The sequence below is a fragment of the Alkalibacillus salilacus genome (assembly GCF_030812915.1).
Lineage (GTDB): Bacteria > Bacillota > Bacilli > Bacillales > Alkalibacillaceae > Alkalibacillus > Alkalibacillus salilacus.
In genome coordinates this window covers 1-24,498 of record NZ_JAUSTQ010000006.1, presented here as the reverse complement: position 1 = coordinate 24,498, position 24,498 = coordinate 1, and the positions used below count along the sequence as shown (strand labels likewise).

At 39.8% G+C, this 24,498-nt stretch carries 23 protein-coding genes and 3 riboswitches; of the genes, 6 read left to right on the top strand and 17 right to left on the bottom strand.

Features of this window, described 5'->3' with window-relative positions:
* Nucleotides 1-15 precede the first annotated feature (15 nt).
* Nucleotides 16-180: riboswitch (M-box (ykoK) riboswitch) on the bottom strand.
* A gap of 118 nt (nucleotides 181-298) precedes the next feature.
* Nucleotides 299-661 (top strand): fluoride efflux transporter FluC, encoded by a 363-nt coding sequence (locus tag J2S77_RS08370; RefSeq protein WP_306976403.1) that lies wholly within the window; start codon nucleotides 299-301, stop codon nucleotides 659-661.
* Entirely contained in the window at nucleotides 658-1,005 is a 348-nt protein-coding gene (locus tag J2S77_RS08365; RefSeq protein WP_306976401.1) for a fluoride efflux transporter FluC, read from the top strand. The genes J2S77_RS08370 and J2S77_RS08365 overlap by 4 nt, the downstream gene beginning before the upstream one ends.
* Nucleotides 1,006-1,240: 235 nt before the next feature.
* On the opposite strand, the gene J2S77_RS08360 is transcribed toward J2S77_RS08365, so the two are convergent.
* Together J2S77_RS08360 and J2S77_RS08355 are read right to left on the bottom strand one after the other, a co-directional pair.
* Nucleotides 1,241-1,990 carry a 2-keto-4-pentenoate hydratase gene (locus J2S77_RS08360; protein ID WP_306976399.1) on the bottom strand — a complete coding sequence of 250 codons (750 nt, stop codon included), beginning with the start codon at nucleotides 1,988-1,990 and terminating at the stop codon, nucleotides 1,241-1,243.
* 12 nt (nucleotides 1,991-2,002) lie between these two features.
* Nucleotides 2,003-3,451 carry a carbon starvation CstA family protein gene (locus tag J2S77_RS08355; protein ID WP_306976397.1) on the bottom strand — a complete coding sequence of 483 codons (1,449 nt, stop codon included), beginning with the start codon at nucleotides 3,449-3,451 and terminating at the stop codon, nucleotides 2,003-2,005.
* 239 nt (nucleotides 3,452-3,690) lie between these two features.
* Here J2S77_RS08355 and J2S77_RS08350 point away from each other — a divergent pair, with 239 nt between their 5' ends.
* A complete protein-coding gene (locus tag J2S77_RS08350; protein WP_306976394.1) occupies nucleotides 3,691-4,788 on the top strand; it encodes a branched-chain amino acid aminotransferase in 1,098 nt (365 codons plus the stop codon).
* 278 nt (nucleotides 4,789-5,066) lie between these two features.
* Here J2S77_RS08350 and J2S77_RS08345 read toward each other — a convergent pair whose 3' ends face one another.
* The 4 genes from J2S77_RS08345 to J2S77_RS08330 form a co-directional block, all read right to left on the bottom strand.
* Nucleotides 5,067-5,351 carry a hypothetical protein gene (locus tag J2S77_RS08345; RefSeq protein ID WP_306976392.1) on the bottom strand — a complete coding sequence of 95 codons (285 nt, stop codon included), beginning with the start codon at nucleotides 5,349-5,351 and terminating at the stop codon, nucleotides 5,067-5,069.
* A gap of 220 nt (nucleotides 5,352-5,571) precedes the next feature.
* Entirely contained in the window at nucleotides 5,572-5,877 is a 306-nt protein-coding gene (locus tag J2S77_RS08340; protein WP_167261812.1) for a YerC/YecD family TrpR-related protein, read from the bottom strand.
* Nucleotides 5,878-5,892: 15 nt separating this feature from the next.
* On the bottom strand, nucleotides 5,893-6,966 hold the full coding sequence (locus J2S77_RS08335) for a DUF3048 domain-containing protein (protein ID WP_306976386.1): 1,074 nt from the start codon (nucleotides 6,964-6,966) through the stop codon (nucleotides 5,893-5,895).
* A gap of 36 nt (nucleotides 6,967-7,002) precedes the next feature.
* Nucleotides 7,003-8,751, bottom strand: a complete 1,749-nt coding sequence (locus J2S77_RS08330) for an adenine deaminase C-terminal domain-containing protein (protein ID WP_306976384.1) — start codon at nucleotides 8,749-8,751, stop codon at nucleotides 7,003-7,005.
* Between the two features lie 81 nt (nucleotides 8,752-8,832).
* Here J2S77_RS08330 and J2S77_RS08325 point away from each other — a divergent pair, with 81 nt between their 5' ends.
* Nucleotides 8,833-9,159, top strand: a complete 327-nt coding sequence (locus tag J2S77_RS08325) for a YgaP family membrane protein (protein ID WP_306976382.1) — start codon at nucleotides 8,833-8,835, stop codon at nucleotides 9,157-9,159.
* A gap of 73 nt (nucleotides 9,160-9,232) precedes the next feature.
* Here J2S77_RS08325 and J2S77_RS08320 read toward each other — a convergent pair whose 3' ends face one another.
* The 11 genes from J2S77_RS08320 to J2S77_RS08270 all read right to left on the bottom strand — a co-directional run bounded on the left by J2S77_RS08320 (nucleotide 9,233) and on the right by J2S77_RS08270 (nucleotide 20,923).
* A complete protein-coding gene (locus tag J2S77_RS08320; RefSeq protein ID WP_243864171.1) occupies nucleotides 9,233-9,355 on the bottom strand; it encodes an NETI motif-containing protein in 123 nt (40 codons plus the stop codon).
* Nucleotides 9,356-9,386: 31 nt separating this feature from the next.
* On the bottom strand, nucleotides 9,387-9,953 hold the full coding sequence (locus J2S77_RS08315; protein ID WP_306976380.1) for a DUF2179 domain-containing protein: 567 nt from the start codon (nucleotides 9,951-9,953) through the stop codon (nucleotides 9,387-9,389).
* 711 nt (nucleotides 9,954-10,664) lie between these two features.
* Entirely contained in the window at nucleotides 10,665-12,002 is a 1,338-nt protein-coding gene (locus J2S77_RS08310; protein WP_306976378.1) for an NCS2 family permease, read from the bottom strand.
* A gap of 123 nt (nucleotides 12,003-12,125) precedes the next feature.
* Nucleotides 12,126-12,227: riboswitch (purine riboswitch) on the bottom strand.
* Between the two features lie 43 nt (nucleotides 12,228-12,270).
* Entirely contained in the window at nucleotides 12,271-14,511 is a 2,241-nt protein-coding gene (locus J2S77_RS08305; RefSeq protein WP_306976376.1) for a transglutaminaseTgpA domain-containing protein, read from the bottom strand.
* Nucleotides 14,508-15,776: a DUF58 domain-containing protein gene (locus J2S77_RS08300; protein WP_306976374.1), complete on the bottom strand. Its 1,269-nt coding sequence runs from the start codon at nucleotides 15,774-15,776 to the stop codon at nucleotides 14,508-14,510. Before J2S77_RS08300 ends, J2S77_RS08305 begins: the two co-directional genes overlap by 4 nt.
* A gap of 4 nt (nucleotides 15,777-15,780) precedes the next feature.
* A complete protein-coding gene (locus tag J2S77_RS08295) occupies nucleotides 15,781-16,737 on the bottom strand; it encodes an AAA family ATPase (RefSeq protein WP_306976371.1) in 957 nt (318 codons plus the stop codon).
* A gap of 339 nt (nucleotides 16,738-17,076) precedes the next feature.
* A complete protein-coding gene (locus J2S77_RS08290) occupies nucleotides 17,077-17,268 on the bottom strand; it encodes a DUF378 domain-containing protein (protein WP_306976370.1) in 192 nt (63 codons plus the stop codon).
* A gap of 112 nt (nucleotides 17,269-17,380) precedes the next feature.
* Nucleotides 17,381-17,803 carry an AhpC/TSA family protein gene (locus J2S77_RS08285; RefSeq protein WP_306976368.1) on the bottom strand — a complete coding sequence of 141 codons (423 nt, stop codon included), beginning with the start codon at nucleotides 17,801-17,803 and terminating at the stop codon, nucleotides 17,381-17,383.
* Between the two features lie 209 nt (nucleotides 17,804-18,012).
* A complete protein-coding gene (locus J2S77_RS08280; RefSeq protein WP_306976367.1) occupies nucleotides 18,013-18,393 on the bottom strand; it encodes a nuclear transport factor 2 family protein in 381 nt (126 codons plus the stop codon).
* 400 nt (nucleotides 18,394-18,793) lie between these two features.
* Nucleotides 18,794-20,317 (bottom strand): SulP family inorganic anion transporter, encoded by a 1,524-nt coding sequence (locus J2S77_RS08275; RefSeq protein WP_306976365.1) that lies wholly within the window; start codon nucleotides 20,315-20,317, stop codon nucleotides 18,794-18,796.
* 15 nt (nucleotides 20,318-20,332) lie between these two features.
* On the bottom strand, nucleotides 20,333-20,923 hold the full coding sequence (locus tag J2S77_RS08270; protein ID WP_306976363.1) for a xanthine phosphoribosyltransferase: 591 nt from the start codon (nucleotides 20,921-20,923) through the stop codon (nucleotides 20,333-20,335).
* A gap of 154 nt (nucleotides 20,924-21,077) precedes the next feature.
* Nucleotides 21,078-21,179: riboswitch (purine riboswitch) on the bottom strand.
* A gap of 365 nt (nucleotides 21,180-21,544) precedes the next feature.
* Between J2S77_RS08270 and J2S77_RS08265 the strand changes: the two genes are divergently transcribed.
* Together J2S77_RS08265 and recQ are read left to right on the top strand one after the other, a co-directional pair.
* Nucleotides 21,545-21,928 carry a DUF5301 domain-containing protein gene (locus J2S77_RS08265; protein WP_306976361.1) on the top strand — a complete coding sequence of 128 codons (384 nt, stop codon included), beginning with the start codon at nucleotides 21,545-21,547 and terminating at the stop codon, nucleotides 21,926-21,928.
* A gap of 195 nt (nucleotides 21,929-22,123) precedes the next feature.
* A complete protein-coding gene (gene recQ / locus J2S77_RS08260; protein ID WP_306976359.1) occupies nucleotides 22,124-24,280 on the top strand; it encodes a DNA helicase RecQ in 2,157 nt (718 codons plus the stop codon).
* The last annotated feature ends 218 nt before the right edge of the window (nucleotides 24,281-24,498 follow it).

Here is a 24,498-nt window from a genome sequence, read left to right as displayed (position 1 = left end):
ATCATAAACTTAAGTCATCTTCCTCCAATCGTTTGAGCTTTAGCACTGAGCGGCATAGGATTAACCAGCTACGTTAAAAACGACCTTATGTCGATCGTTATTGCTGACCCATTGGCGTCTTTGGACGTTTTTGGGCAGTAGCATATCTCCGCACAGGAGCCTCACCTAACGAGGATTTATTAATTTTCACTATTATATCTTACACATAAAAACACCCTGACGTCAATTAATCCGCGCTACACGTGCCTTTTAGGAATATGCTATAATAAACCATTATGACTCACTTCGAGGGATCTTTATGTATAAAAATGCTTTATTTGTTGCAATTGGCGGGGCAGTAGGGACTCTATTAAGATACTCAATTGATCTATCATTCCCAAACACCTCTACACTGCTTGTCAATTTAGTCGGTAGCTTTTTACTCGGAATATTCACAGCTTATACAATTGAAAAAACTATCCCTGAATGGCTTAAAGTCGGCGTCGGCGTTGGCTTATTGGGTGGTTTCACAACTATGTCTACCTTTGCGAGCGACGTGTATGCCTTGGCTAGTAACGATGTTTGGTTAACATCAGTTGGCTACAGTTTTATATCAGTAGCAGGTGGTCTTATACTAGCCTTCGTTGGTTACCGTTTAATCCATCGAGGTGAACGCGCATGAATATTCTCTTGCTAGCTATCAGTGGCGGTTTAGGTGCAGCTAGTCGCTATATGATTGGTCAAACGATCATGCAAAATCGCTCCAAACAGGCACTTCCCCTCGCAATGATTGTCGTGAATTTATTGGGTGCAGTTGGATTAGCGTTGGTCAGTCAATTAGAAGGTTTCCTTTATCTAGTTTGTGGTGTCGGCTTCTTCGGTGCATTCACAACATTTTCAACCTTTAGCGTGGAAGCTATCCAGTTAATTGAGAAACGTTATTTTACCCAATTTTGGATTTACACACTCGTCACAATTCTCGGCTCTATCAGTTTGTTTTCATTAACAACATGGATGATTCCATAACAAACGTTCATCGCCAAAGTGGTGATGAACGTTTTTAGCGTCGACTTTATGAATGGGTTGCAACTCATTGTAGATTGCTTGCATCATCCTTTGATTTTGTTGCTTCATAATACAAATTTGTTGCGTCAATATTTGAGTACCTTGCTTCAGAATTCAAACTCCTTGCACCATATTTCAGAAAACTTGGGTCACTTTTCTTCTCCGTTGAATCAAACGCGTCTTTACTTGCGTCAAACTAAACTACCTCCACCTGCACTTGGCCGATTCGCTCAAAATCTGCTTGGTAAAGACCTTTTTCAAGCGGTTTCGGTAGCATGAATGTTCCTGATGAAACGACCATGCCAGCTTCTAAACGTTGATTATTTCGAGCTAATGCATCTATCAACCATTTCACGGCATTTAACGGATTTCCCATCACATCATTAGAATTTCCTGTGACTAACAGCTGTTGATCTAAAGAAACATGTACGGTCAGGTCATTGAGTTCAGCCTTCGTTAAACCTTCTTGCGCTTCACCGACAACCACTTTTCCTGCCACCGCTCGGTCCATCACAATTTGGTTCAAAGCTAACTTCGGAAACCAATCTTCATAACGCGAATCAGGAATTTCAATGCCTGGTGCGATTCGCGTTTTCTCTAAAATCGTTGTTTCATCATCATCTGGATCAATCTGTCTATCAATTAAAAACATTAATTCTACTTCAATCAGTGGTTCATTGAACGCATTAATTTCAACAACGTTATTGGCAATCGAATCCTGCAATAAAGCGCCATAAAGCGGTTCGTTTGCGCCAAATAAATCTTGTGTTTCGCCACTTGTTAAACTAATTTTATAACCAGCAAGTGGATTACCTAGCTTATCTTCTTCCTCAACAACCTGCCTCTGTAATTGATAAGCTTGTTCTAACGATCCCGCACCCACTTCGACACGTGATAAGGCAGGACCACCATGATAGGCTGCATATAATTGATCGACTATACTCATATTATGACCTCCTTAATTCGCGTTCGAACGAGCAACAACGGGGTATTCTTGACGCTTTTCTTGATAAACTTGCCAAGCGAACCAGCTAATCACAGCCAGCCATATAATCGAACCTAGAATCATCGACAGACTATAGTCTAAGCCAAATCCTTCTGGCGCATAAAAGATATACGTCGAGACCACACCCGTCATAAATGTTGCCGGCACACTACAAATCCAGTGAAACTTAGCTTGTTTCAATAAATACATAGCTCCTGTCCATAACATCACCGTCGCTACGAGCTGATTGGTCCAACCAACATAACGCCATAAAAATGAATAGTCTATTTGAGATAATAGAAAAGCCGGAAGTGCCACTGGAATAATTAAAAACAACTTCGCCTTGCGCCCGTTAAGCGATCTTTTCGTCATTTGACGTAGCATATCACCTAACATCATTCGCGATGACCGAAGCGCTGTGTCACCAGTTGTAATTGGCAAGATAATCACACCTAAAATCGCCAATATACCACCTAAAGTCCCAAGCGTCGTCTGACTTATTTCATTTACTACTCCTGCGGCACCGCCTGCAGTCACTGCTTCCTGCAAACCGCCTGTATTACCGAAGAACGTCATACCTGCAGCGGCCCAAATTAATGCAATAACGCCTTCACCAATCATTGCACCATAAAACACTTTTCGACCTTCTGATTCTTTTTTAATTGTTCTAGCGAGAATTGGGCTCTGTGTACTATGAAAGCCTGAGATCGCACCACACGAAATCGTCACCATCATCAGTGGCCAAAGCGGTAATTCACCTGGATGCATACTCGCGAAAGTTAAATTCGGAATCGGGTGTTCAAACAAAAATAACATGCCGAACCCAATCGCTAAAGCCATAAAAATTAAAATGCCACCGAAGACTGGGTACACCTTTCCGATAATTTTATTAATCGGGAGAACCGCTGCCACTAATAAATAAACAAAGACGAGAATAATCGCGACAGTAAAGGTCAAAGGCGTTAATTGGGCAATTAGCTCTGCAGGCCCCGCCGTAAACGCTGCTGCCACCAACACCATTAAGGCAATGGAAACGATGTTAATCGATGATTGTGCATATTTTCCTAAGTACTTTCCGACCAGCGTCGGATATTGCTCTCCATTATGTCTTAAGGACATCATGCCAGCGAAATAATCGTGCACAGCCCCCGCAAAAATCGATCCTAATACGATCCAAACAAATGCAATTGGTCCGTAAAGTGCCCCCATAATGGCACCGAAGATCGGACCAAGCCCAGCGATGTTCAATAACTGGATTAAACTACCTTTCCACCAACTCATCGGACTATAATCAAAACCATCATGCTTTTCGTAGGCAGGCGTTCGTCGTGAATCGTCTGCCCCAAAAATTCGTTCAACCACCTTTCCGTACGTTATGTAACCAACAATCAAAAATAAGATGGATGCAAGAAATGTAAGCATCACTGGACCTCCTTTCAAATTCTTTAGTTTTAGAAAGCTTAAAACATTAACGCTTCATAGCTTTGAGTTAGAAAATTTAAACTGTATTCTACTCCCTTGAATTGGTATTTTCAACCGTAAATTAAACAATTTTTATAATTTTCAAATAAAAACGCTTACATTATTAAAAAGGGTTGAAACTTGACGAAACGTGTATTATGATAACGATTAAAATTTTCTGTAAATAAGGGGATGACAACATGGCTGAACAATCACTATCTGTATTCAAAACCACTTCCTATCAAGAAAAACCTAATGATCATGAACTTTCGTTTGGGCGAACGTTCACTGACCACATGTTTCTCATGGATTACTCCGAGGAATCAGGATGGCATGATGCGCGAATCACACCATATCAACCGCTTCAAGTCGACCCTGCCGCAATGGTATTCCACTATGGTCAATCCGTATTCGAAGGACTAAAAGCCTATCTTAGCCCTGAAGGCGAACCACTACTCTTCCGCCCTCAGAAAAACCTTCAGCGACTTAACCAATCAAACGAGCGACTATGTATCCCTCAAATTGATGAAGATTTCCTTTTGTATGCATTAAAACAATTAATTCAGATTGAAAAAGATTGGATTCCAACTAGCGAGGGCATGTCTCTTTATATTCGTCCGACTGTTATTTCAACCCAACCGTTTCTAGGTGTTGCACCATCAACGAATTATACATTGATGATTATTCTCTCACCCGTCGGCGCTTACTATAAAGAAGGAATTAACCCTGTCAAAATTGCTGTTGAAAATGATTACGTGCGAGCAGTTAGAGGTGGGACTGGTGAAGCCAAAACGGGCGGTAACTATGCCGCGAGTTTGAAAGCACAAGAAGTTGCAGCTCAAGATGGTTACGCACAAGTGCTATGGCTCGATGGTGTTGAAAAAAGATATATTGAAGAAGTTGGCAGTATGAACGTCTTTTTCAAAATCGGTGATGAAGTGGTCACCCCGCAACTAAACGGTAGTATTTTAAACGGCATTACCCGCGATTCAGCCATGGCCTTACTCAGGCATTGGGGATATCATGTGACAGAGCGAGTAATCACAATCGATGAACTTTATACAGAATACGAAAAGGGTAATGTTCTTGAAGCTTTTGGAACAGGAACAGCTGCGGCGATCTCTCCAATTGGACAGCTCGATTGGGGCCATAAAGAAATGGTATTCAATAACGGGGAAACAGGACATCTCGCGAAAAACTTATACGATACACTCATGGGAATCCAATACGGAAAAATTGACGATCCGTTTGATTGGGTCATCAATGTAAATACTGCGGTTTCAACTAAGGTTTCCTAGACAAAAAACGACCAGCTTAACTCATTAAGCTGGTCGTTTTTATTTGCGTCAAATTCCGTTATGTTTGTTTCAAAATTGATCTTTGTTGCGTCAGAAATTCAGTCCCTTGCGTCAAATTTCAATTGTCTTGCACCAAACTCAAACTCCATTGCACCAAAATTGAAAAGACTTACGCCATAATGACTTTTCTTTGCGCCAAACTAAAATGTCACGATCAAAAAGAGTACGATCCATCCTTTTACTAACAAATATAATTTTTTCTAAACTAGTTTAGCCATTTAGTTAAGTAGGCCCCCCATTAATAAAACAAAACCAAGAAAAACTGATAAACTAAGTGTAATAACCATTGTAGACACACTTCTTGCCAGATCCATCAAGTTTCTAACCCCAGATAAACCGAATATACCAAACAGGAATGTGCATAATGTTATACATAGAACGATAGTTAAAGGATAGATACCTGCTATAGAATCACTAAACCAACCTGAAAACGAAACTGTTAGAAACAAAAATACACAAATAACAGAAAAGATAAATGACCAAACGTTGGCTTTTTCTTGCATTTTATCCCCCCTTAATATCTCGTTTCTAAAGTCAATGATCTCACAAGTTAGTTAAACAATATGCTTCCTTTCATCTTACCACATAAATACAATTAGACTTTCAATTTCCAAGACATTTTTTAAATCAAAATTCCTCATATAAAAAAGTAGTACAAGTAAGGAAATTTACATATTTATTCCCTTACTTGTACTACAGAATTTTAATCAATATCTTTTTATTTTATGATTGTGATTTTTCTTCATGAACACGGTCAAGCACTAATTCATAAGCGTCATTGCCATAGTTCAAGCAACGCTTAACACGTGAGATTGTCGCTGTTGAAGCACTTGTTTCTTCCTCGATGCGTTGATACGTATGGCCTTCGCGTAACATACGCGCGACATCTAAACGTTGTGCTAACGCTTGAATTTCATTCACTGTTGCCACGTCATCGAAAAATCGATAACATTCTTCAACATCTTTTAATTGTAAAATCGCTTCAAATAATTGGTCTAATTCGCGACCGCGTAATTTATCAATTTGCATGTTTTGCCTCCTTCGTTACTCGTATGTAACGGATTCAGTTAATCCTGGCGATTCTGGTACAATGTTGACCCATGTCTGTCCTGGTAATAATTCTAACGGTTCACCGTCAACCATTGGTGTCATGACATCGTTCACGGTTTCCCATTCAATCTCTTTCAACTTGCCTTCTTGCAAGGCATATCCTTGGCCACCTGATTGAATATCTATTTCACGGCGACCAGCATCATCAATGACTTCATGCCCTGTTTCGTATATTAACACATTTTCAAGGACAATCGGGTCACCCGTGACTAAATCACTGTTCTGTTGGCCGTCGCTTGAGCGAACGTAGCCACCCTCGTTTTCATCATATTGATACGACACGCTACGATTGGACGAGTAAGTAATATTAACCGACTCAGCTGTTTCACCTTCAACTGGTTCATCATTATTGACGGATCTGAAATTATAGCCTTCATGCTCCATTTCAGTTTCTATGCCTTTGTTTGATGCTACGTCATGTGCATTATTTAAGAAGACATATGAGTTGTGAGGAGCTTGACGATCAGAGGATCGCCTGAATAAGTGTTTATCATCATCATGATAAGCACCATTTAAATTATCAACCCAGCCGTTACGTAAATCTTCTTCAATGAAATTGGCAGCTCCATGGTAGATATATAAAGCATCATGGGCCTTAGCTGTTTCAATATAATACGAACGCGCACTTCGAACTGGACCGACTTGCTCTGGCAATTCACTGTGGTACAACGCCACAAGTCGCGTAATGTAACCTTCAGCTAAAAATTCATAAACGACATCAGCATCCGTTAATCCAGTTTGCGGTCTTGCAGATGGATGATTATTAACCATTACCGCAAGTGCTCGTCGATTAATTTCTTCGTCAGCCTCTTCACCTGTTAACGGATACGTGAATTCAGGTTCTGACGTCTCTTCTGATTCTTCAGATTCGTTCGATTCATCTGTCTCTTGTTCTTCTGTTGATGACTCATCTTCTGTTGATTGCTCTTGCTCGCTTTCTTCCCCACCGCTACAAGCTACTAACACGATTGTAAGCACTAGCGCCCATAGCCAAATCATCTTTTTCATATTCAACACCCTTTTTGTGAATGGTCTAGTTTTATTTTAACGCATAACAGAAGGAAAAAGTATCTCTTTTTTCTTAATATCCATTAAACCTTTTGGTGTAATACGAATATATGGAAGATGTGTTGATGATAAAAACAACAATGTATAAACCGGGTCACTATAAGAATAACCGTGTTCTTTTATCAATGTTTTCAGCTCACGTTCTTTAGCCATCAATTCATCCATTGGTAAATCTGACATCACCCCTTGTAATGGGAGTGGTAACTCGTAAATAATGTCGCCATCATTCACAACTACAATCGCGCCACCTAATGCTTTCATCCGCTCGAATGCCATATTCATATCGTCTGTATTTTTACCAATTAAGACGATATCGCCTGTATTAGAATAAGAGCTCGCCAGGCCTCCAATTGATTTCGTATACCCTTTTAAGAATGAGGAAATACGCCATTCGCCATCGCGGTCCATTAGCATCACATAAGCTGTATCATCTTCTTCAGGTAACTGTTGACTTTGAGATTCTGATTTCACCGGATATGGCTTCAAAATCACGTCATTTAACATTTTCATTCCAATTGGTGATGAGAAAATTAAATCATCTTCACGTAACGACCAATCGATATTCAGCTCACTAAATCCGTAACGCAACCATTCAATATCAGGCGTTAATCGCTGAAATGCATAGCCATCAAACGTAATCCATTCGCCTTTAGCTAATACGGCTGTGGGTTCTGGTTGATCTGGAGCTTCCAAGAAGTTGATATGCGCAATACGACCAGGTGCGATACTGCCGAGTCGATGGTCAATCCCGAAATAGCGCGCTGAATTGATGGTTGCCATGGCATAAGCCTCTTCTGGCTTAACACCTTTTTCAATTGCAATTTCTATACAACGATCGATGACACCTTGTTCATAAAATGACGGTGTTGAACCATCTGTTGTAAAGAACAAGTAATCATAATATTCGCCATCATATGCTTTTAAATCATCTAGAATATTAGGCAAATCAGGTCGAATTGAAGAGTAGCGTAAGCCCGTATAATAACCTAAGCTAACGCGATTATAAACCTCATCACCGGAGATCGACTCATGGTCACCATCCGCTCCAAGTAATTTTAATTTCGCCAATGTTTTTATTGAGGCTCCTGGGAAATGCCCCTCCACTACTTTACGGTGACGTTTCGTTTCCTGCATCCAATATAAACCGCGATCATCTTCATTCAGTATTTCAGGCCAATTAGTCAACTCACCACCATGCATAACCGCATCATGTGAGAGCCAATCTAAAACTGTCTCATCATTAATTAATTCTTCCTCATCTCTTAACTCCGACTGCGAATCAAACCTTGCACTCCAGAACATGGATACTGGTAATGTTTGCGAATCGTCCAGTAAAGAAAACGCTTTCTTTTTTTGCAATAATAAAAGAAGCATCAAATTATCATTAACAAATGTTGTCGTTCCACGCTTTGATGCATATTCCACAAATGAATGGGGATTATATAACTGAAATGGGTGCACATGAGGTTCCACATATCCAGGTACAAGATATTGTCCAGAACAATCTTTAATTTCCGTTCGATCTGACACGTAGTCTGGCATATCGTCACCAACGTACACAATGCGATCTTCATATATCCAAATATTCGCTTTAATCCATTGCTTTAGAAAAACATTCAAGTAGGTCGCATTTTTTAAGACGAGAGTAGGTGCAATGTCGCCATTAACCACGGCAGTATGTTGTCTAATTTGTTTATTTCGCCATCTGTATAATTGTTCTTTCATAATCCATGCCTCCGTTTATCAACGTGCACTATCCACTTATGTAAAATTTTAATACATTAAACTCTTGAAGGGAAGGGTAAAATGGGAAAACAAAACATCGGAACCATTAATGCATTAGTAAGAATAACATTAGGATTGTTCTTCATTAGCTACGGAACAGTCAAAGCAACTAAACGCCCGTGGCACCAACGTTATTATATCTTGATTCTTGCGGCAGCTATGAAGGTCGCTGAAGGAATTGTACGCTATTGTCCTGTAACCGACATGGTGAAAAAGCAAATTAATGCCAATTTACCATTTAACTTATTTTCTGACCCAACGAATATTGAAGGCGATTCACCTGAAGACAATCAATCGTCGGGAGAAAATCAATCATCCCAATCCACTAACCCACCAGTTACGGATTAAATACAATTATCAAATACAAAAGTCCGAACCGTCTTCTGTACGTGTTCGGATTTTGTATGTCATCATGATCAAATTATTCATCCTTTACAGCTTGAAAAACAATTTCCTGTTCCACAGGCTCAGCTTCACCTGATTGTTGCTCTTCAAACACCGGCTTTTCAATACGTTTAATCGGCCGATACCCTTCTGACTGCATCTGATTCAAACAATCATCAATCGATTGATAATCACTGACTCTGAATTTTTTCTTCTTCACGTTTCAATCGACTCCCTCTAACTTTCTTCACCCAGAAACCACCATGAATCTGGCGTGGTTCATACGCAATAATAAATGCTTTCGGGTCAATTTCCTTAATTGATTTATATAACATTAATTCATATTTACGTGGTGTTAGCACTTGAATCGCCAAACGGTCACCTTCCATGCCATAAGCATACCAACTCGTCACCCCATAACCACGATTTCTTAGAGATTCAGTAAATGGAATGCTAGGATCGGACGAAATCACATTGACCGTAATATAGCCGACTGCCAATTTTTCTTCAACTTTCATACCGCTAATAACACCAACACCGAAACCGAGCGCATAGGCAATTAAGTTTTGGATTTCACCTATGTTATCCAAGACTAAACCTAAACCAACTGTATAAAAGGTGATTTCAAATACACCAACAGATGCTGCAATATATTTTTGCCCTTTTAATGTAAAAATAGTCCTAACAGTTAATAACGATACATAAACAATGTTAACACCAAAGATAATCAATAGCATTATAAGTCCAGATTCTAACATGTAGGGCCTCCTCTTCCAATAAGATCCAAACGCTTGTATAGTGCATATCGTAAATGATTATTCGGTTAGATTACAAGCGAACACTCTTATTGTCAATACTTCATCATTATTGTACACAGCATTTATTATACGGCATGCACTTTCGAATCATGATAATTGATATTTTGCATGTTTCACTAATGAGTGACAAAAAAATTATTAGGTGGGGCACTGTTGATCAGCCGACTTTTTTCTAATGTCGGCTTCTTCCAGAATATATCAGCGACTTCGCACATATATCAGCGAAATCACAGATCTGGTCGCAGATATATTTTACTTATCAGCATCTTTTGATTTATTTCAGCGCCTCGCGAAATTTATCAGCGCCATCCTAGTATTATCAGCGAGTTTCTCATTTTATCGGCGCCATACAATATATGTCAGCGTCTCACGAATTTTATCAGCGACTCAGCTAAATTTATCAGCGACCATTATATGACGAGCTCATTTTCATGGGAGTCGCCGATATTTTGTAATATCAGCGCTATTTGAAATTTATCAGCGCTATTCTGATTTTATCAGCGACTTTCCCAATTTATCAGCGCCATTTAAGATTTATCAGCGACATCCCATTTTTATCAGCGAGATTGGATAAAATATCAGCGACCTGGTTAAATACGAGCTCAGCTAAATAAAGCTCATGTTCTTAAGCCAAGAACATGAGCTAAAATTTTATTCAGGTAAGAAAATAAAATATAGTAGGAAAATCACAAATAGCACATACATAACAGGATGTATTTCTTTCGCTCGACCTTTCACCAACATCGTAATTGGATAGAAGATAAAACCGATCGCGATTCCTGTGGCGATACTGTAAGTCAGTGGCATCGCAATTAAAGTAAGGAACGCTGGCACAGCAATTTCAAATTGTTCCCACTCAATATGACGCAAGTTGGCTGCCATTAAAATTCCGACAATAATAAGTGCTGGTGCGGTTACTTCTGACGTCACAATTCCTAATAACGGTGAGAAGAATAATGCGAGCAGGAATAAAATAGCTGTCACCACTGAAGCAAAACCTGTCCGGGCACCTGCACTAACACCTGTAGTTGACTCGATAAATGACGTCGTCGTTGATGTACCGAGAATAGAGCCGGCTACTGTTGCTGTTGAATCTGAGAATAATGCACGGTTCGCACGTGGTAACTTACCGTCTTTCATCATACCACCTTGTGTTGCGACAGCGACAAGCGTTCCACCTGTATCGAAGAAGTCAACGAATAAGAACGTCATAATAACCACAAGCATTTGCAGCGTAAAAATCTCACCAAAATTGCCAAATGCCGCTCCAAATGTTGGTTCTAAACTTGGCACACCGCTTACAACATCATTCATGCCCGACGGTGGATCGATTAAGCCAACAAGTATCCCAGCTACGGCTGTGATGATCATGCCGTAAAATACGCCACCTTTAAATCCGATCGTTAATAATATAACCGTTGCGACTACACCGAAAATCGCAAGTAATGTATATGGATCCGTAACATCTCCAAGCGTTAAATACGTATCTTGATCCGCTTCAATAATCCCTACATTCGTTAAACCGATAAACGCAATATAGACACCAATACCTGCACCAACCGCTAGTTTTAAATTATTTGGAATTGCATTAATAACTTTCTCACGCACACCCGTTAATGTTAGAACCATAAATATTAATCCGGAAGCTAAGACACCAGCTAGTGCTGTTTCCCATGGAATGCCCCATTGTAAAATAACAGTGTAAGCAAAGAACGCATTTAACCCCATGCCAGGAGCTAAAGCAATCGGATAACGCGCAACTAGTCCCATAACAAGTGTCCCGATTGCACCAGCCAAGGCTGTTGCCACGAACACCGCATCTGGATCCATCCGCGTGACCCCTGCTGGCAACTCTTCTACATCCAACAAAGCTAATACGGATGGATTGACGAACAATATGTAAGCCATTGCCAGAAACGTTGTGATACCACCCATGATTTCGCGACGGTAGTTCGTGCCTAATTCTTCAAAACGAAAATAATTTTTCAACAATCTGTCCTCCCCCATTTATGAAACACTAAAAAAAGCACCCTTGAGCGTAATCGCCAAGAGTGCATACGAGGACAAACCGACATCAAAGATATTCACGTATAAAACGTGACGTACCTCTACTGTCGTTTATTAGTCACTCATAGTCGGACCATTTACGGTAGTCCGGTAGAAACTCTTGGGCCGTATTCCCAATATTATATAAGTGTTCCATATCGAATTTTGTTTACACTATTACTTTATCTTTATACAAGACTTTAGTCAACCACTATTTCGACAAAATCAGATCCGTAACCTTCTTCCAAAGGCGGTAATACTCTGATTGATCAGATTGGAAGGAGTCTTCACGATAAATGAATTGTTCATAATAATGTGTTAATTCGCTCATACTACGACCGTCTAAGATTCGATCGGCTTGTTTAGCATATTCTCGCAATGTTTCGCCAGACTTAAATGGATAGCCTTTTTTCGCGAGTAACTTCATGACAAACTGATACGATTCAGTAATAGTCGCTTGGTTAGCACGACGTTTTAGTCGTTGTTTTCGCCATGCATAGACTAACCGATCACGGTAATAAATCAATAATCCGACAATAATGACGATGATGACGCTTATCGAAATAACGATCCACGGTGAAACAGATGAGTCACCATTACTACCAGCCGCTTCAGAATCATTTCCCTCTTCCTCTTCACCTTCTTCAAGCTGACTATCAGCATCAGGTTGTTCAGATGATTCTGGTTGATCGAGTGCATCATCTTGATTGTCATCTAAAATATCGTCAATCGACTCACCAGTAGAGACGTCTACTTGGTTTTGGAATCCGATCGTCGGTTCAAATGGAACCCAACCAACATCAGGAAAATAAACTTCTACCCAAGAATGGGCATTATTATTTTGTACCTCAAAAACATCGGATCCAGCATCAGGGAACGCATCCTGTTCAAATGCTCGGTCACCACCAGTGAATCCTTTCGCCCAACGAGCAGGAATATCTAATGATCGTAGCAAGACGACCATAGACGTTGAGAAATTATCACAATAACCACGCTGCGTCTCAAATAAGAACTGATCCACATAATCTTCATCCTCATCTGGAACAGCTACATCGTCAGTCGCATATTCATAATCGCCTTCACTGAAGTAATCTTCAATGGCCTTGGCATAATCATACCGATTCTGGTCTTCTTCAGATACGATCATACCTGCAAGGTTACTCACGCGGTCAGGCAATTCGTCTGGTAACTGCAAATAAGATTCGTCTATTCCTGAATCTTCTTGATAGCTAACTGGAACTTCACGCATGGCATTTCTGGGAAAATCAGGACGATTAGCTTCTAATGAATAATCATCCTCTACAAGCGTTTGTTCACCATTATCTAAAGACAAGAGCTCATTCGTTATGAGATCATATTCAAAATTAATTTGGTCATTAGTTGTTCCCACTTGTTCTGTTCCATATATATAAGGGACTTTATTTAAATTACCAGGTTCAATCATTTGCAAGTCTAAACTTGATTCTTCTCGCGCTACAACATCACCATATTGCGAAATCTCAGGAAATTGGCCTGTCTCACTCGCGATTCGTTCACCTTCACTTGAACGCTCCCAACCATGACCTGTATAGACATCTTTCGTTTCGACTTTCCAATAGCGTTCAGCACTAGAGGTTGCATAAAACACGGTGGTATTATCCATCTGGAAGCCACCACCTAGTCGGTCATCATGCTCACCATAACCAACACGCTGAACGCCACCGAATCCAGCTCCACTTCCAAATCCATTCTCTGAAGCTGATTGTATAAACGAAACTGGGTCCGGCCATTGCGGTTCATATTTCGGGGCTGCATAGCCAATCGCAGCACTTATGCCTATCACTAATATCATCGGCGCCAGCCATTTAATAAACTGGCGAGCTTTAGGTTCTGTTAATCTCTCACTTTCAACAATCCGGTGAAAGTTAGCTAACACAAGTAACAGCGCACTTAAGCTAAAGACTCGAATAATCGCAATATTAGCTTCATACACCGTAAAAGTATCTAACACGGTTACGTATAACACTGTTAGAAAAATAAACGCAAGTGGACGTTTGACAACCACATACCAGTAATATAATAAATAACTTAACATCCATAATAATATTAAAAAGAGAAACGTTCGGAAAACTGGCGTTAATGTTTGCCAATTTTGCTGAATCGACTCTTGAACATTAATCACCATTTCTTCAAAGAACAGCTTCACCCATTCAGTAGAAAAGAAAGCTGTATCGAAAAAGACATGATGAATAAATAATAACAGGATCCCTGCTTTGATGACCGAAATAAGTCCGAATGGTAAATGAATCATTGACAAGGCAAACATGACAACAATAAAAACAATAAATAAATGAGATTGACCCGTGTCTGTGATTATATCTAATGGATAGACCCATTCCATTAAGAGAAACATACTTCCGACATAGAGCGCTAAACTAACTAAACGATTCGATTGTTCTAGTTTTAGTTTCATGATGCGCTCACCTCAATCTGTCTTTTCGTCAAACGGTCTTCATTCAACCAAGTGACACGTACGCCCCCATAATGGAGTTGATCCATGCCATGACGCTCATCATGTCCTATTAAATGCTTACTACGTACAAAGACAAGCTGTACATCAACTTGTTGTTGCTTTAATTGTAAAATCGTTTGATAAATAGACGTTGATAAATCATGCGTCAAGATAACAAGATGACGATCCTTTGATAAATGCCACGCTTCTCGCTTCAATTGTTTAGCAAATTGATTATCTTTCACCATTTGGATCTGACTAAGCATGCGAGTTAGTTTTTCAAATGATTGTTTCCCATGCTTTAGTGTCACGTCATCTCGTATTTTACCTAACGCTACCACACTGACATCACCGTAATCCTCATATGCTTTTAAGGAGATTGAATAAGTTAGTTCCACACCTGCTTCAAATGCAAGCCAACGCTTTTCATCTTCTGCATGACCATTCAGAATAATCGTTAAGTCCTTTTGTTTCTCTTCTTCAAATTCCTTTGTCACTAAAGCACGTTTCCGAGCTGTTGTCTTCCAATCAATCCAGGACATCTGATCCCCTGGAGCATAATCACGCACACCCGAAACGAGGTTCGTATGATTCGCTTTAACCGCATAATTCGTTTGTTGTCCTTCTTCAAATGTCGATTGTTCAATACCCAAATTGAGCGGAATTTCCCCTGGTTCCACTAAAACGTAAGCATCAGCATTCACCAGTTGCTCTCTTCTCACAAATCCTAACAAATCACCTGTTACAACTTTAATTTGATTTAAGTGGTGACGCCCGCGTGGAATCGCATCAATCTCATAATTAAACTGCAATTTCTGACGTAAGAACGGAAACATGACTGATTTTGCTTTATTCCGATTCTTTAATTGCTCTGGATAACCTAAAAACCGATATTTAAACTGCTTCGTATCATGCCACGTCACCATTTCTGGCAATTCATCTTCAACGATTAAATAAAATAAAGGAAAAGGAATACGCCTTCTAATCGTGACTGTCACCTTTAGGGTCTGTCCGGCTTTCAGATAATGTTGATGCACATGCCTTTCTATCTTCATTAATCCCATTGGGTAAAAAATCATAAAAATCGCATATAATAATATGGGAATAAAGCTAAAGAACAGGAACCAACTAACGAAACCACCTTGAAACATGCTATATGTAAATAATAGCGCCATCAGCGCTATTACTAAGGATAAGGTCACGATCGTTTTAATGGATTGAATCATTGTTTTATCCTCTTTCTACAGGAATCATTGTTTTCTTAATCAGATCTTCCAGTAATTCTTTATCAGACTTGCCTTCAAACTTCGCTTCAGCCGTTAATTGTAAACGGTGAGCAAGGACATGAGGAGCCATATACTTCACATCATCCGGAATCACATAGTCACGGCCTTTGACTAACGCATAAGCTTGAGCTGCTTTCATTAAGGCGATAGATGCACGAGGACTCGCACCTAACTGAATAAGTGGGTGCTTACGTGTATTCGCAACAATCTCAACAATATATTGTTTAACTGACTGACTGACATGAATCTGTTGTACTTCTTTTTGTTTAGCTAATAGGTCTGATTTCGTCATAACAGGTTGAACTGTTTCGATCGGATGCTCATGCGTCGTACGATCTAACATCATCATTTCTTCTTGTTTAACAGGGTAACCCATCTTTAATTTTAAGAGAAAACGGTCAAGCTGAGCCTCAGGTAATGGATAAGTTCCTTCGTATTCGATTGGGTTCTGAGTCGCTAAAACGAAGAATGGACTACTTAATTCGCGTGTCATACCATCGACCGTAATATGATTCTCTTCCATACTTTCCAATAAAGCGGATTGTGTCTTTGGAGACGTTCGGTTAATCTCGTCAGCCAGCACAACATTACCCATAATCGGACCTGGTTGGAATTCAAACTGCATATCACGTTGGTTATAAATCGACACGCCCGTCACGTCTGATGGAAGTAAGTCTGGTGTGAACTGAATTCTACGAAAATCCAAATCAAGTGATTTAGCAATCGCACGGACAAGCATCGTCTTGCCGACACCAGGTACATCCTCTAGCAATACATGCCCTTTCGCTAATAATGATACGATTGTCAGTTCAATCGTTTCTCGTTTCCCCACAACAACCGTTTCAATATTATCAATTAAAGCTTGAATTTGTGATTGCTGCTCCGTAACTTCCTGGTTCATAGATAAATGCCTCCTTAAGTTCAATGATCATCACGTTAACTATTCTATCTCTAACCATTATGGTTTCGGCTTGGTTACGTTATACCCTAACTCCCTCATATTTTCTCGGTAGTTACGACAATGCTCTTTAAAACAATTGGGACGAAAATCTTTCGGCAATTGATCTTTAAATTTCTCATAGCAAAAACAACGTTCCACTTTTGTCCCCCACTTTAAGTGCTCTTCAATAAATCCTAAAGTATAAGAAAAGTCAAAATTTTATACGTCTATAATAACATGAAAGTAGGTACATGAGTGAATAAAATAAAAGCCGCTTCTATATAGAAGCGACTTTAACAGTTATTCATCATCTACTTTGTCAATAAATGACAAGGCATATAGTGCAGCTAAACCAACAATAATATAAACCAATCGTGGAATAAATTCATCCATACCACCGAATAAACCACCTAATAAATCCCACTCAAACAAGCCGACAAGCAGCCAGTTTAAGCCACCAATAATGAGCAATATAAGTGCTGTTTTTCTCAAAACAAATACACCACCTTTCCTACTCGTTTATTAGACGCTATGTAATGGTAGTATGTTTCATATCAGCCATTTCATACACAATCTTTTTCCAAGTATAAGGTGGTGTTTATACTTATGATTTTGGTTGTTCTATAATCTCAAATAATTGATTAACACTAATGTGATCTTCAGGAGAAGAATCCAGATGCATATGAATTGTTTCACCTTGTTCATTAAAAACTAACGTTGCACCTTGAATCGAAACATCTTCAGACTTCATCGATTTCATCACGACATCTTTTTGACCTTTATTATTTGGAATGACATTGGAAATCTTGCCATTTACTAGACCTTTTAGACTCTTCATCAATAATTTACTTTTAGACATCGATTTTGCACCAACTTCACGGTAGGCTTGTTTCTCTAGATCCCCATAAAACGGAAATGGATAATCACCAAATTGATTTAAGAATTCTTGAACAAACGTTCCTTTGTGTGGTGCAATCACTACTACTTGATAACCATACTGCGACAGTTCGTCATAACGTTCACGCAACTGCGTGATATGCTCACGGCAAACTGGTCAACCAAGATGACGCACAAGAATAACAATCGATTTTTGATTCTGAATCAGACCATCTAATTCGACTGACTCACCAGAAGGTTGTTCTAATGTCGCGTTCATAGGTCTCACTCTCCTTTTAAGAACAGTCTACCCGATAGAAGTAGTCATTCAAACTATTTTGATTAGAGAGCTTGTTGGCATTATGATGGTACCGGAATAAGGTAAGACTTAACTTTTTTAATTTTGCCGTTTTTATCAGCACGATTGAATTCATATACATCACAAAACATATATGTTTCATTCTCATAATGAATGACGCCATCAACAGCTGCTGTTTTACCGTGAGTAATGATATTTTCTAAGCGCAGCTCTTGAATGTTATCTTCACCTTTTGATTGAATAGTATGCCGTAATTGATCTAAGCCGACAATCTTATCACCGCCGACATATTGCCACTCCAGATCATCAATCGCAAATTCCTGAAATGAATCAACATCACCAGACGTTAATGCGATTGAGAAATCTCTTAATAAAGCTTTACGCGGTGCATTGCCACAACTTTCTTCACACACAATATTCATGGGATAAGCTCCTTCTTTTTGAGTGTTTGCCTTTATTTTATCAATAAATGATGAGAAATAAAAAACTTACAGAAAAGCGTGATGCTTATCTGTAAGTTTAAATAGATGTAACGTTTGAAAGTTGCTATCAGCGTTTCGCGCACTGAATTTATCGGCGAAATCTGAGATTTATCAGCGCCATCCTTATTTTATCGACGTCCGCTGAAATATATCGGCAAGCGCCTAAATATCAGCTATATCAGCGACTCACCAATTTTATCAGCGCGATTTGATATTTATCGGCGCGATCTCAATTATTTCGGCGCCATCCTTATTTTATCGACGTTCGCTGATATATAACGGCGAGCGCCTTAATATCATATATATCAGCGACCTGGCCGGTATTTCAGCGACTTCATCGTTATGAAGCAGTACGCTCTTTAAGCGGGCGGTGCTCAGGTACTTTAATCGTGCTTCTCTCTTCTTTATAAGCACAATATATGAAGAAAACGGCAACGAGTAAATAAGCGACTGCGTATTGCGTGGCAGCATTGAACGCCATTTCAGAGGCGTGCATGAAACCTGTAAATGATAATCCAGCTGCAACTAGCGAGAAAGCAGCTGCTTTCACAAAGCGTCCATCAATTATAAACACGGTCACAGCACCCAAAATAATTGCGGTAAACATGGCACCTTCACCTAACGGGACGATCCCTTCAGAGATTCCTGCTACAACTTGACCGGCATCACTATTAAAACGTGTCATCACGTAGTTCGCGAAATATGGTAGCATGGCGAGCGCAACAGCCGGATAATATTTCGTTTCATTTGATTGAAATGCAGTTCCGACTAATGATAAACCGACAAAGACTAAGATCGGTGCAATCGCAGCCATCGGAATAATCGCTGATAATGCGGCGACAACACCTGTCACAGCGGCTAATCCAAATACCATCGCATTCAAAATACTATATCCACGTCCTGCGCCCATTTCTTTTGAACCAACTGATGCAATATAAACGGTTGTTGGGAATAGACCTCCAAATACTGAACCTAGCATTGTGCCAACACCATCAACAGCTTGGCATTTCCGAACATCATAACCATCACCTGCTGCATCCATCGCATCAACATTATTCATCGTTTCAATCGAGTTGTACACGGTTATCGGAATAATCACAGCTAATAAACCGACCATCGCGGTAAATAACATCGTCATCCCGTCAAACGCAGCAAGTGTCGGCAGAATCGGATACAAGCCAACATTCGATAACCCTTCAGAAATTTGACTCGGTGATTGATAGCCTAATGTGAATGCTAAAACCGTTCCAATCACAATCGCAAATAACGACACTGGAATATTAAACGGCATGGCCACTTTTCCGATCACACCCACAATAATAATCATGAGCGTCACAAGACCGACGACTGGAATTGAAAATGTATTAAATAACATCTCACCCGCAACAAATGTAATCGCGACACCAGCAAGCGCTCCGAGTAAAGCCGCTCGTGGAATTTGTTTGCGAATCCAATTACCCGCAACACTACCGATTACTTGAATCAAACCACTTAGAAAAGCTGCTGCAACTGCGATTTGCCACGCCAATTGATAGTCGTTCGTTAAGGAATGCGCTGGAACTAAGACCCCGAATAAAAAGACAAACATGACTGGCGTGCTAATCCCATACGACAACGCCGTCACATCGGTTCGCTCTTCTTTTTCAGCAAGTCGCTTCGCCATATGCGCATAATACAAATTACCAACGATCACAGCCACAGCTGCACCGGGAATGACTTGACCAAACACGATCCCTGTCGGAAAACCTAACCCCAACATCGTCACTGCAATTAATACAAAATTAGCTAAGTTATTTTGAAATAACGCGAAAAATGCATCTGTATCTTCTTTCTTAAATAATGGATAATTGACTGCTCTCTCCATCTTCATCGCCCCTTTTTATTTATTCGTTACGACTTCATCAATAAACGTAACTTCACCATTTGATAACGATTCGATTCGTGCCAGTGATTCGACTTGATAACCTTCCATCTCCAATTGCGTTCGCCCTTCTTGAAACGCCTTTTCGATGACAGCGCCAATACCGACAACTGTTGCCCCTGCTTCTTCGACAACTTCTGTTAGACCTAGTGCCGCATTGCCATGAGCTAAAAAATCATCAATGATTAAGACACGATCACCTTCAGCTAAATATTCCTTCGAGACAATCACTTGATTGAGCTCTTGCTTCGTATAAGAGTAAACACGACTCGTATATACGTCCTCTGAACCAGTTAACGCTTTTTTCTTACGTGCAAACACGAGCGGTACATCTAACGTATTCGCTGCCATGAAACTTGGCGCAATACCTGATGATTCCAAAGTGATCACCTTTGTCACCGATTGATCTTGAAATCGCTTGGAGAATTCCTGACCAATCTCCATCATTAGTTGGGTGTCGACTTGATGATTTAAGAAGTTATCCACTTTCAAAATATCTTCTGATAAAACGCGACCGCGTTCTCTAATCGCTTGTTCTAATACGTCCATAATTGAACCTCCTTTAGGCTATTTGAAAATAAAAAAAGTCGAATGCTTCAAACCACTTCGACTAAAAGTGATTTCAAGCATTCGACTTATATGAACCATACAAAATAAGTACGAAAAGCTAAGGATCTAGACCCGTTCAAACGACAGTCTACCCCTATTCGCATCCATCACTTGTAGTCAAGTCATTTACGGTAACTTGGTAGAAACTCGTGGGCCATATCCCCACTATTATACAAGTAGTTTATGAAATTGTTCGTTTATATACACCATTATACATGATAAACAGGTGTTATCAAGTTAATTTTTATAAAAACCGAATGAATTCAATACAAAAATATCTTTCATTCGATTTTTGGAAAATTAATGATTAATACATACTATAACAAACCAGTCTGACATTATCAATAGCCTTATGTATATTTTCTTTCCCTTCGTTGAGATCTTTAGTTGATAATTAAAGGGAATCTACACAGAGTATGGTGACATTTGATGCACTCAGGATATCTAGAATCACGAAAAACACAACCACTTGTTCAACTACAATCGAAGTAAAATAGTTTAATAAGAATTTGAAACAATATAGCAATCCAAACGTCCATTTAAGTAAAGGGGACAAATATAATGGCAAAAATTAAATTGTTTTTTGTACTCTTGTTATTTGTTTTTGTTTTAATAGGATGCCAAAACAATAACCTAAACCTAAGTGATGATGTTACAAGTATCGAGGTATATGAATGGAACAGCGAGGAACGGGTCGCTACTATTGATGATCAGGAATTTATTGAAGAACTTGTGAAAAAATTAGATAATGCTAGAACAGCTTCAACAGCAGAAATGTCCATTCCAGTTAACCCCGATTATGACGTGCATTTTAAAAATGATGACCAAACATTGTTTAACTTTAGTTATTATAAAGAAGTTATAAATTTAGGTGTCGAAGGTCGATATCGGAATGTTAATGAAGATACAATGTACAATGTTGAACTTCAGTTACCCCTTGAATAATTAGTTTTACTGCAGTAACTGGAGCATTAGTCTAACAAGCCAATATTACAAAAATGGAACCCCTGATATATAAGAGTTCCATTTTTTAACCTATATAAATATTAAACTTAAACAGATCTTTTTGTTTCGATAAAAACAACTTCGAACCGTCACCCATGTTATAATAGAAGTACTAAGTCAAAAAGGGTGACTCAATTGATCGAACAAGCAACACGAACCTTAAATCATTATTATGGCTTTACCTCTTTCCGCCCTGGACAAGAAGGAGCCATTCAATCCATATTAGATAATCACCACACACTAGCAATCATGCCGACTGGTGGCGGGAAATCGCTTTGCTATCAAATTCCCAGCCTCGTCAAAGATGGCACGGCCATTATTATTTCACCGCTTATTTCATTAATGAATGACCAGGTCGAAGCGTTACAAACCGTCGATATTCAGGCGACTTATATCAATAGTTCGCTCAGTGCATCCGAACAACAACGACGTTTAAGGCGGATGACAGCTGGCGACTATCAGTTGGTTTACGTTTCACCCGAACGATTCGAAACTCCGAACTTTTTACATACCTTAGACCAAATCGACATTTCATTGATTGCATTTGACGAAGCCCACTGTATTTCACAATGGGGCCACGACTTCAGACCGAGTTATCGCTCTGTCGTTCCTGCGATGAAGGAGTTATCCGAACAACCTCCTGTCATCGCTTTAACGGCAACAGCGACACAGACCGTCATTCACGACATTCAACAACTTTTATCTATTCAAACTGAACACACAGTCGTGACAGGCTTTGCTCGGGAAAATTTATCTTTTCACGTCGTTAAAGGCGTGGATCGCAAAAATTATGTTCAAAATTTCGTCCGATCAAGACCAGATGAATCGGGCATTATTTACACACCAACGCGAAAAACGACGGATCAAATTCATGACCTGTTAAACGAGCAAGGCATTAAGACTGCTCGTTATCACGCTGGCATGACGAAAGACGAGCGCCAATCCGCCCAAAAAGCTTTTATCGCTGACGACATCCAAGTCATGGTCGCAACCAACGCATTTGGTATGGGCATCGACAAATCAAATGTCCGCTACGTGCTTCATTATGCTTTACCGAAAAATATTGAGTCCTATTACCAAGAAGCAGGACGCGCAGGACGTGATGGCGTCGACAGTGAGTGCCATTTAATCTATTCACCGCAAGACATTCAGCTACAGAAATTTTTGATTGAACAATCGGATTTAGATGACTCACAACGCCAAGATGAGCACAACAAACTGCAAGACATGATCGCTTATTGCCATACGCACCAATGCTTACAGCGTTATATTTTAGATTATTTTGGTGACAAAGAGACAGATGGTGATTGCGGTAGGTGCTCCAACTGCTTAGATGAGGGCGAACGCGACGATATGACGAAGGAAGCTCAGATGATCATGTCATGTGTGAAGCGCATGAATGAATCATTCGGCATAACGATGACAGCGAAAGTGTTAAAAGGCTCTAAAAGCCAAAAAGTGATAGATATGAATTTCCATAAGCTTTCAACTTATGGCTTGCTTAATCACTACACCGAAAAAGAAATTGTCAATTTAATCAACTATTTAGTCGCTGATCAGTACTTAACTGTGTCTGACGCACAATTTCCTGTTTTGAAATTAACATCACAAGCCACAGATGTTCTAAAAAACGAAAAACAAGTTTGGATGAAGCGACCTGAACAAGCCAAGCCAGTCGAGCTCACGTTCTCTGAAGAATTATTCCAAACATTACGCAATTTACGTAAAACCATAGCTGATGAGCAAAACTTGCCACCTTACTTGATCTTTTCCGATGCGACCTTAAAAGAACTCGCAAGTCACATTCCGGAAACAGAAGCTGATATGCTTAGGATCAAAGGGATTGGCGAGAAGAAATACAATCAATACGGCGAACCATTTTTGGAAGCATTACAAGCATTTAAGGCTGAGCATGGCGATGCGATTAAAAAAACACAATCGGTAACGAAATCTGCGGCCCCATCGCGCAAAAAAGATGAACACGCTTCCGAGCAACCAAGCTACATCACGTCATTCGAATTATTTGCGAGCGGGAAAACAATTAACGACATCTCAGACGAACGTGGTCTTTCACCTAACACGATTGAGAGCCATCTATTCCGCGCCCATTCAGAAGGCTATGAGCTTGATTTTAGCCGATTGGTCACAGATGAAACGGAAAAACTTATTTTAGAAACGATTAGTGAATTAGATTTAGAAGAGCTGCGGTTCAAACCAATTAAAGAGGCGTTGCCTGATGAAGTGAGTTATACGGAGATTAAGGCGGTTTGTATGAAGCATGCGCTGTATTAACTGAAAACGGGATGATGTTTTGACATCACCCCGTTTTTTATTAAATATTCGGATATGCAGGGGGGGCAAATTCGAAAATCGATAGTTATTACCAGCATGATTTCCCTTTTACCAGCGAGTTCGGGATAGAGTCCATATAATTGTGTAAAAAGGGTCATTTTCCTCTCCACATGGTACAATGTTTTCAACCACAAAAACGATTACCAGGAGGAGAGTAT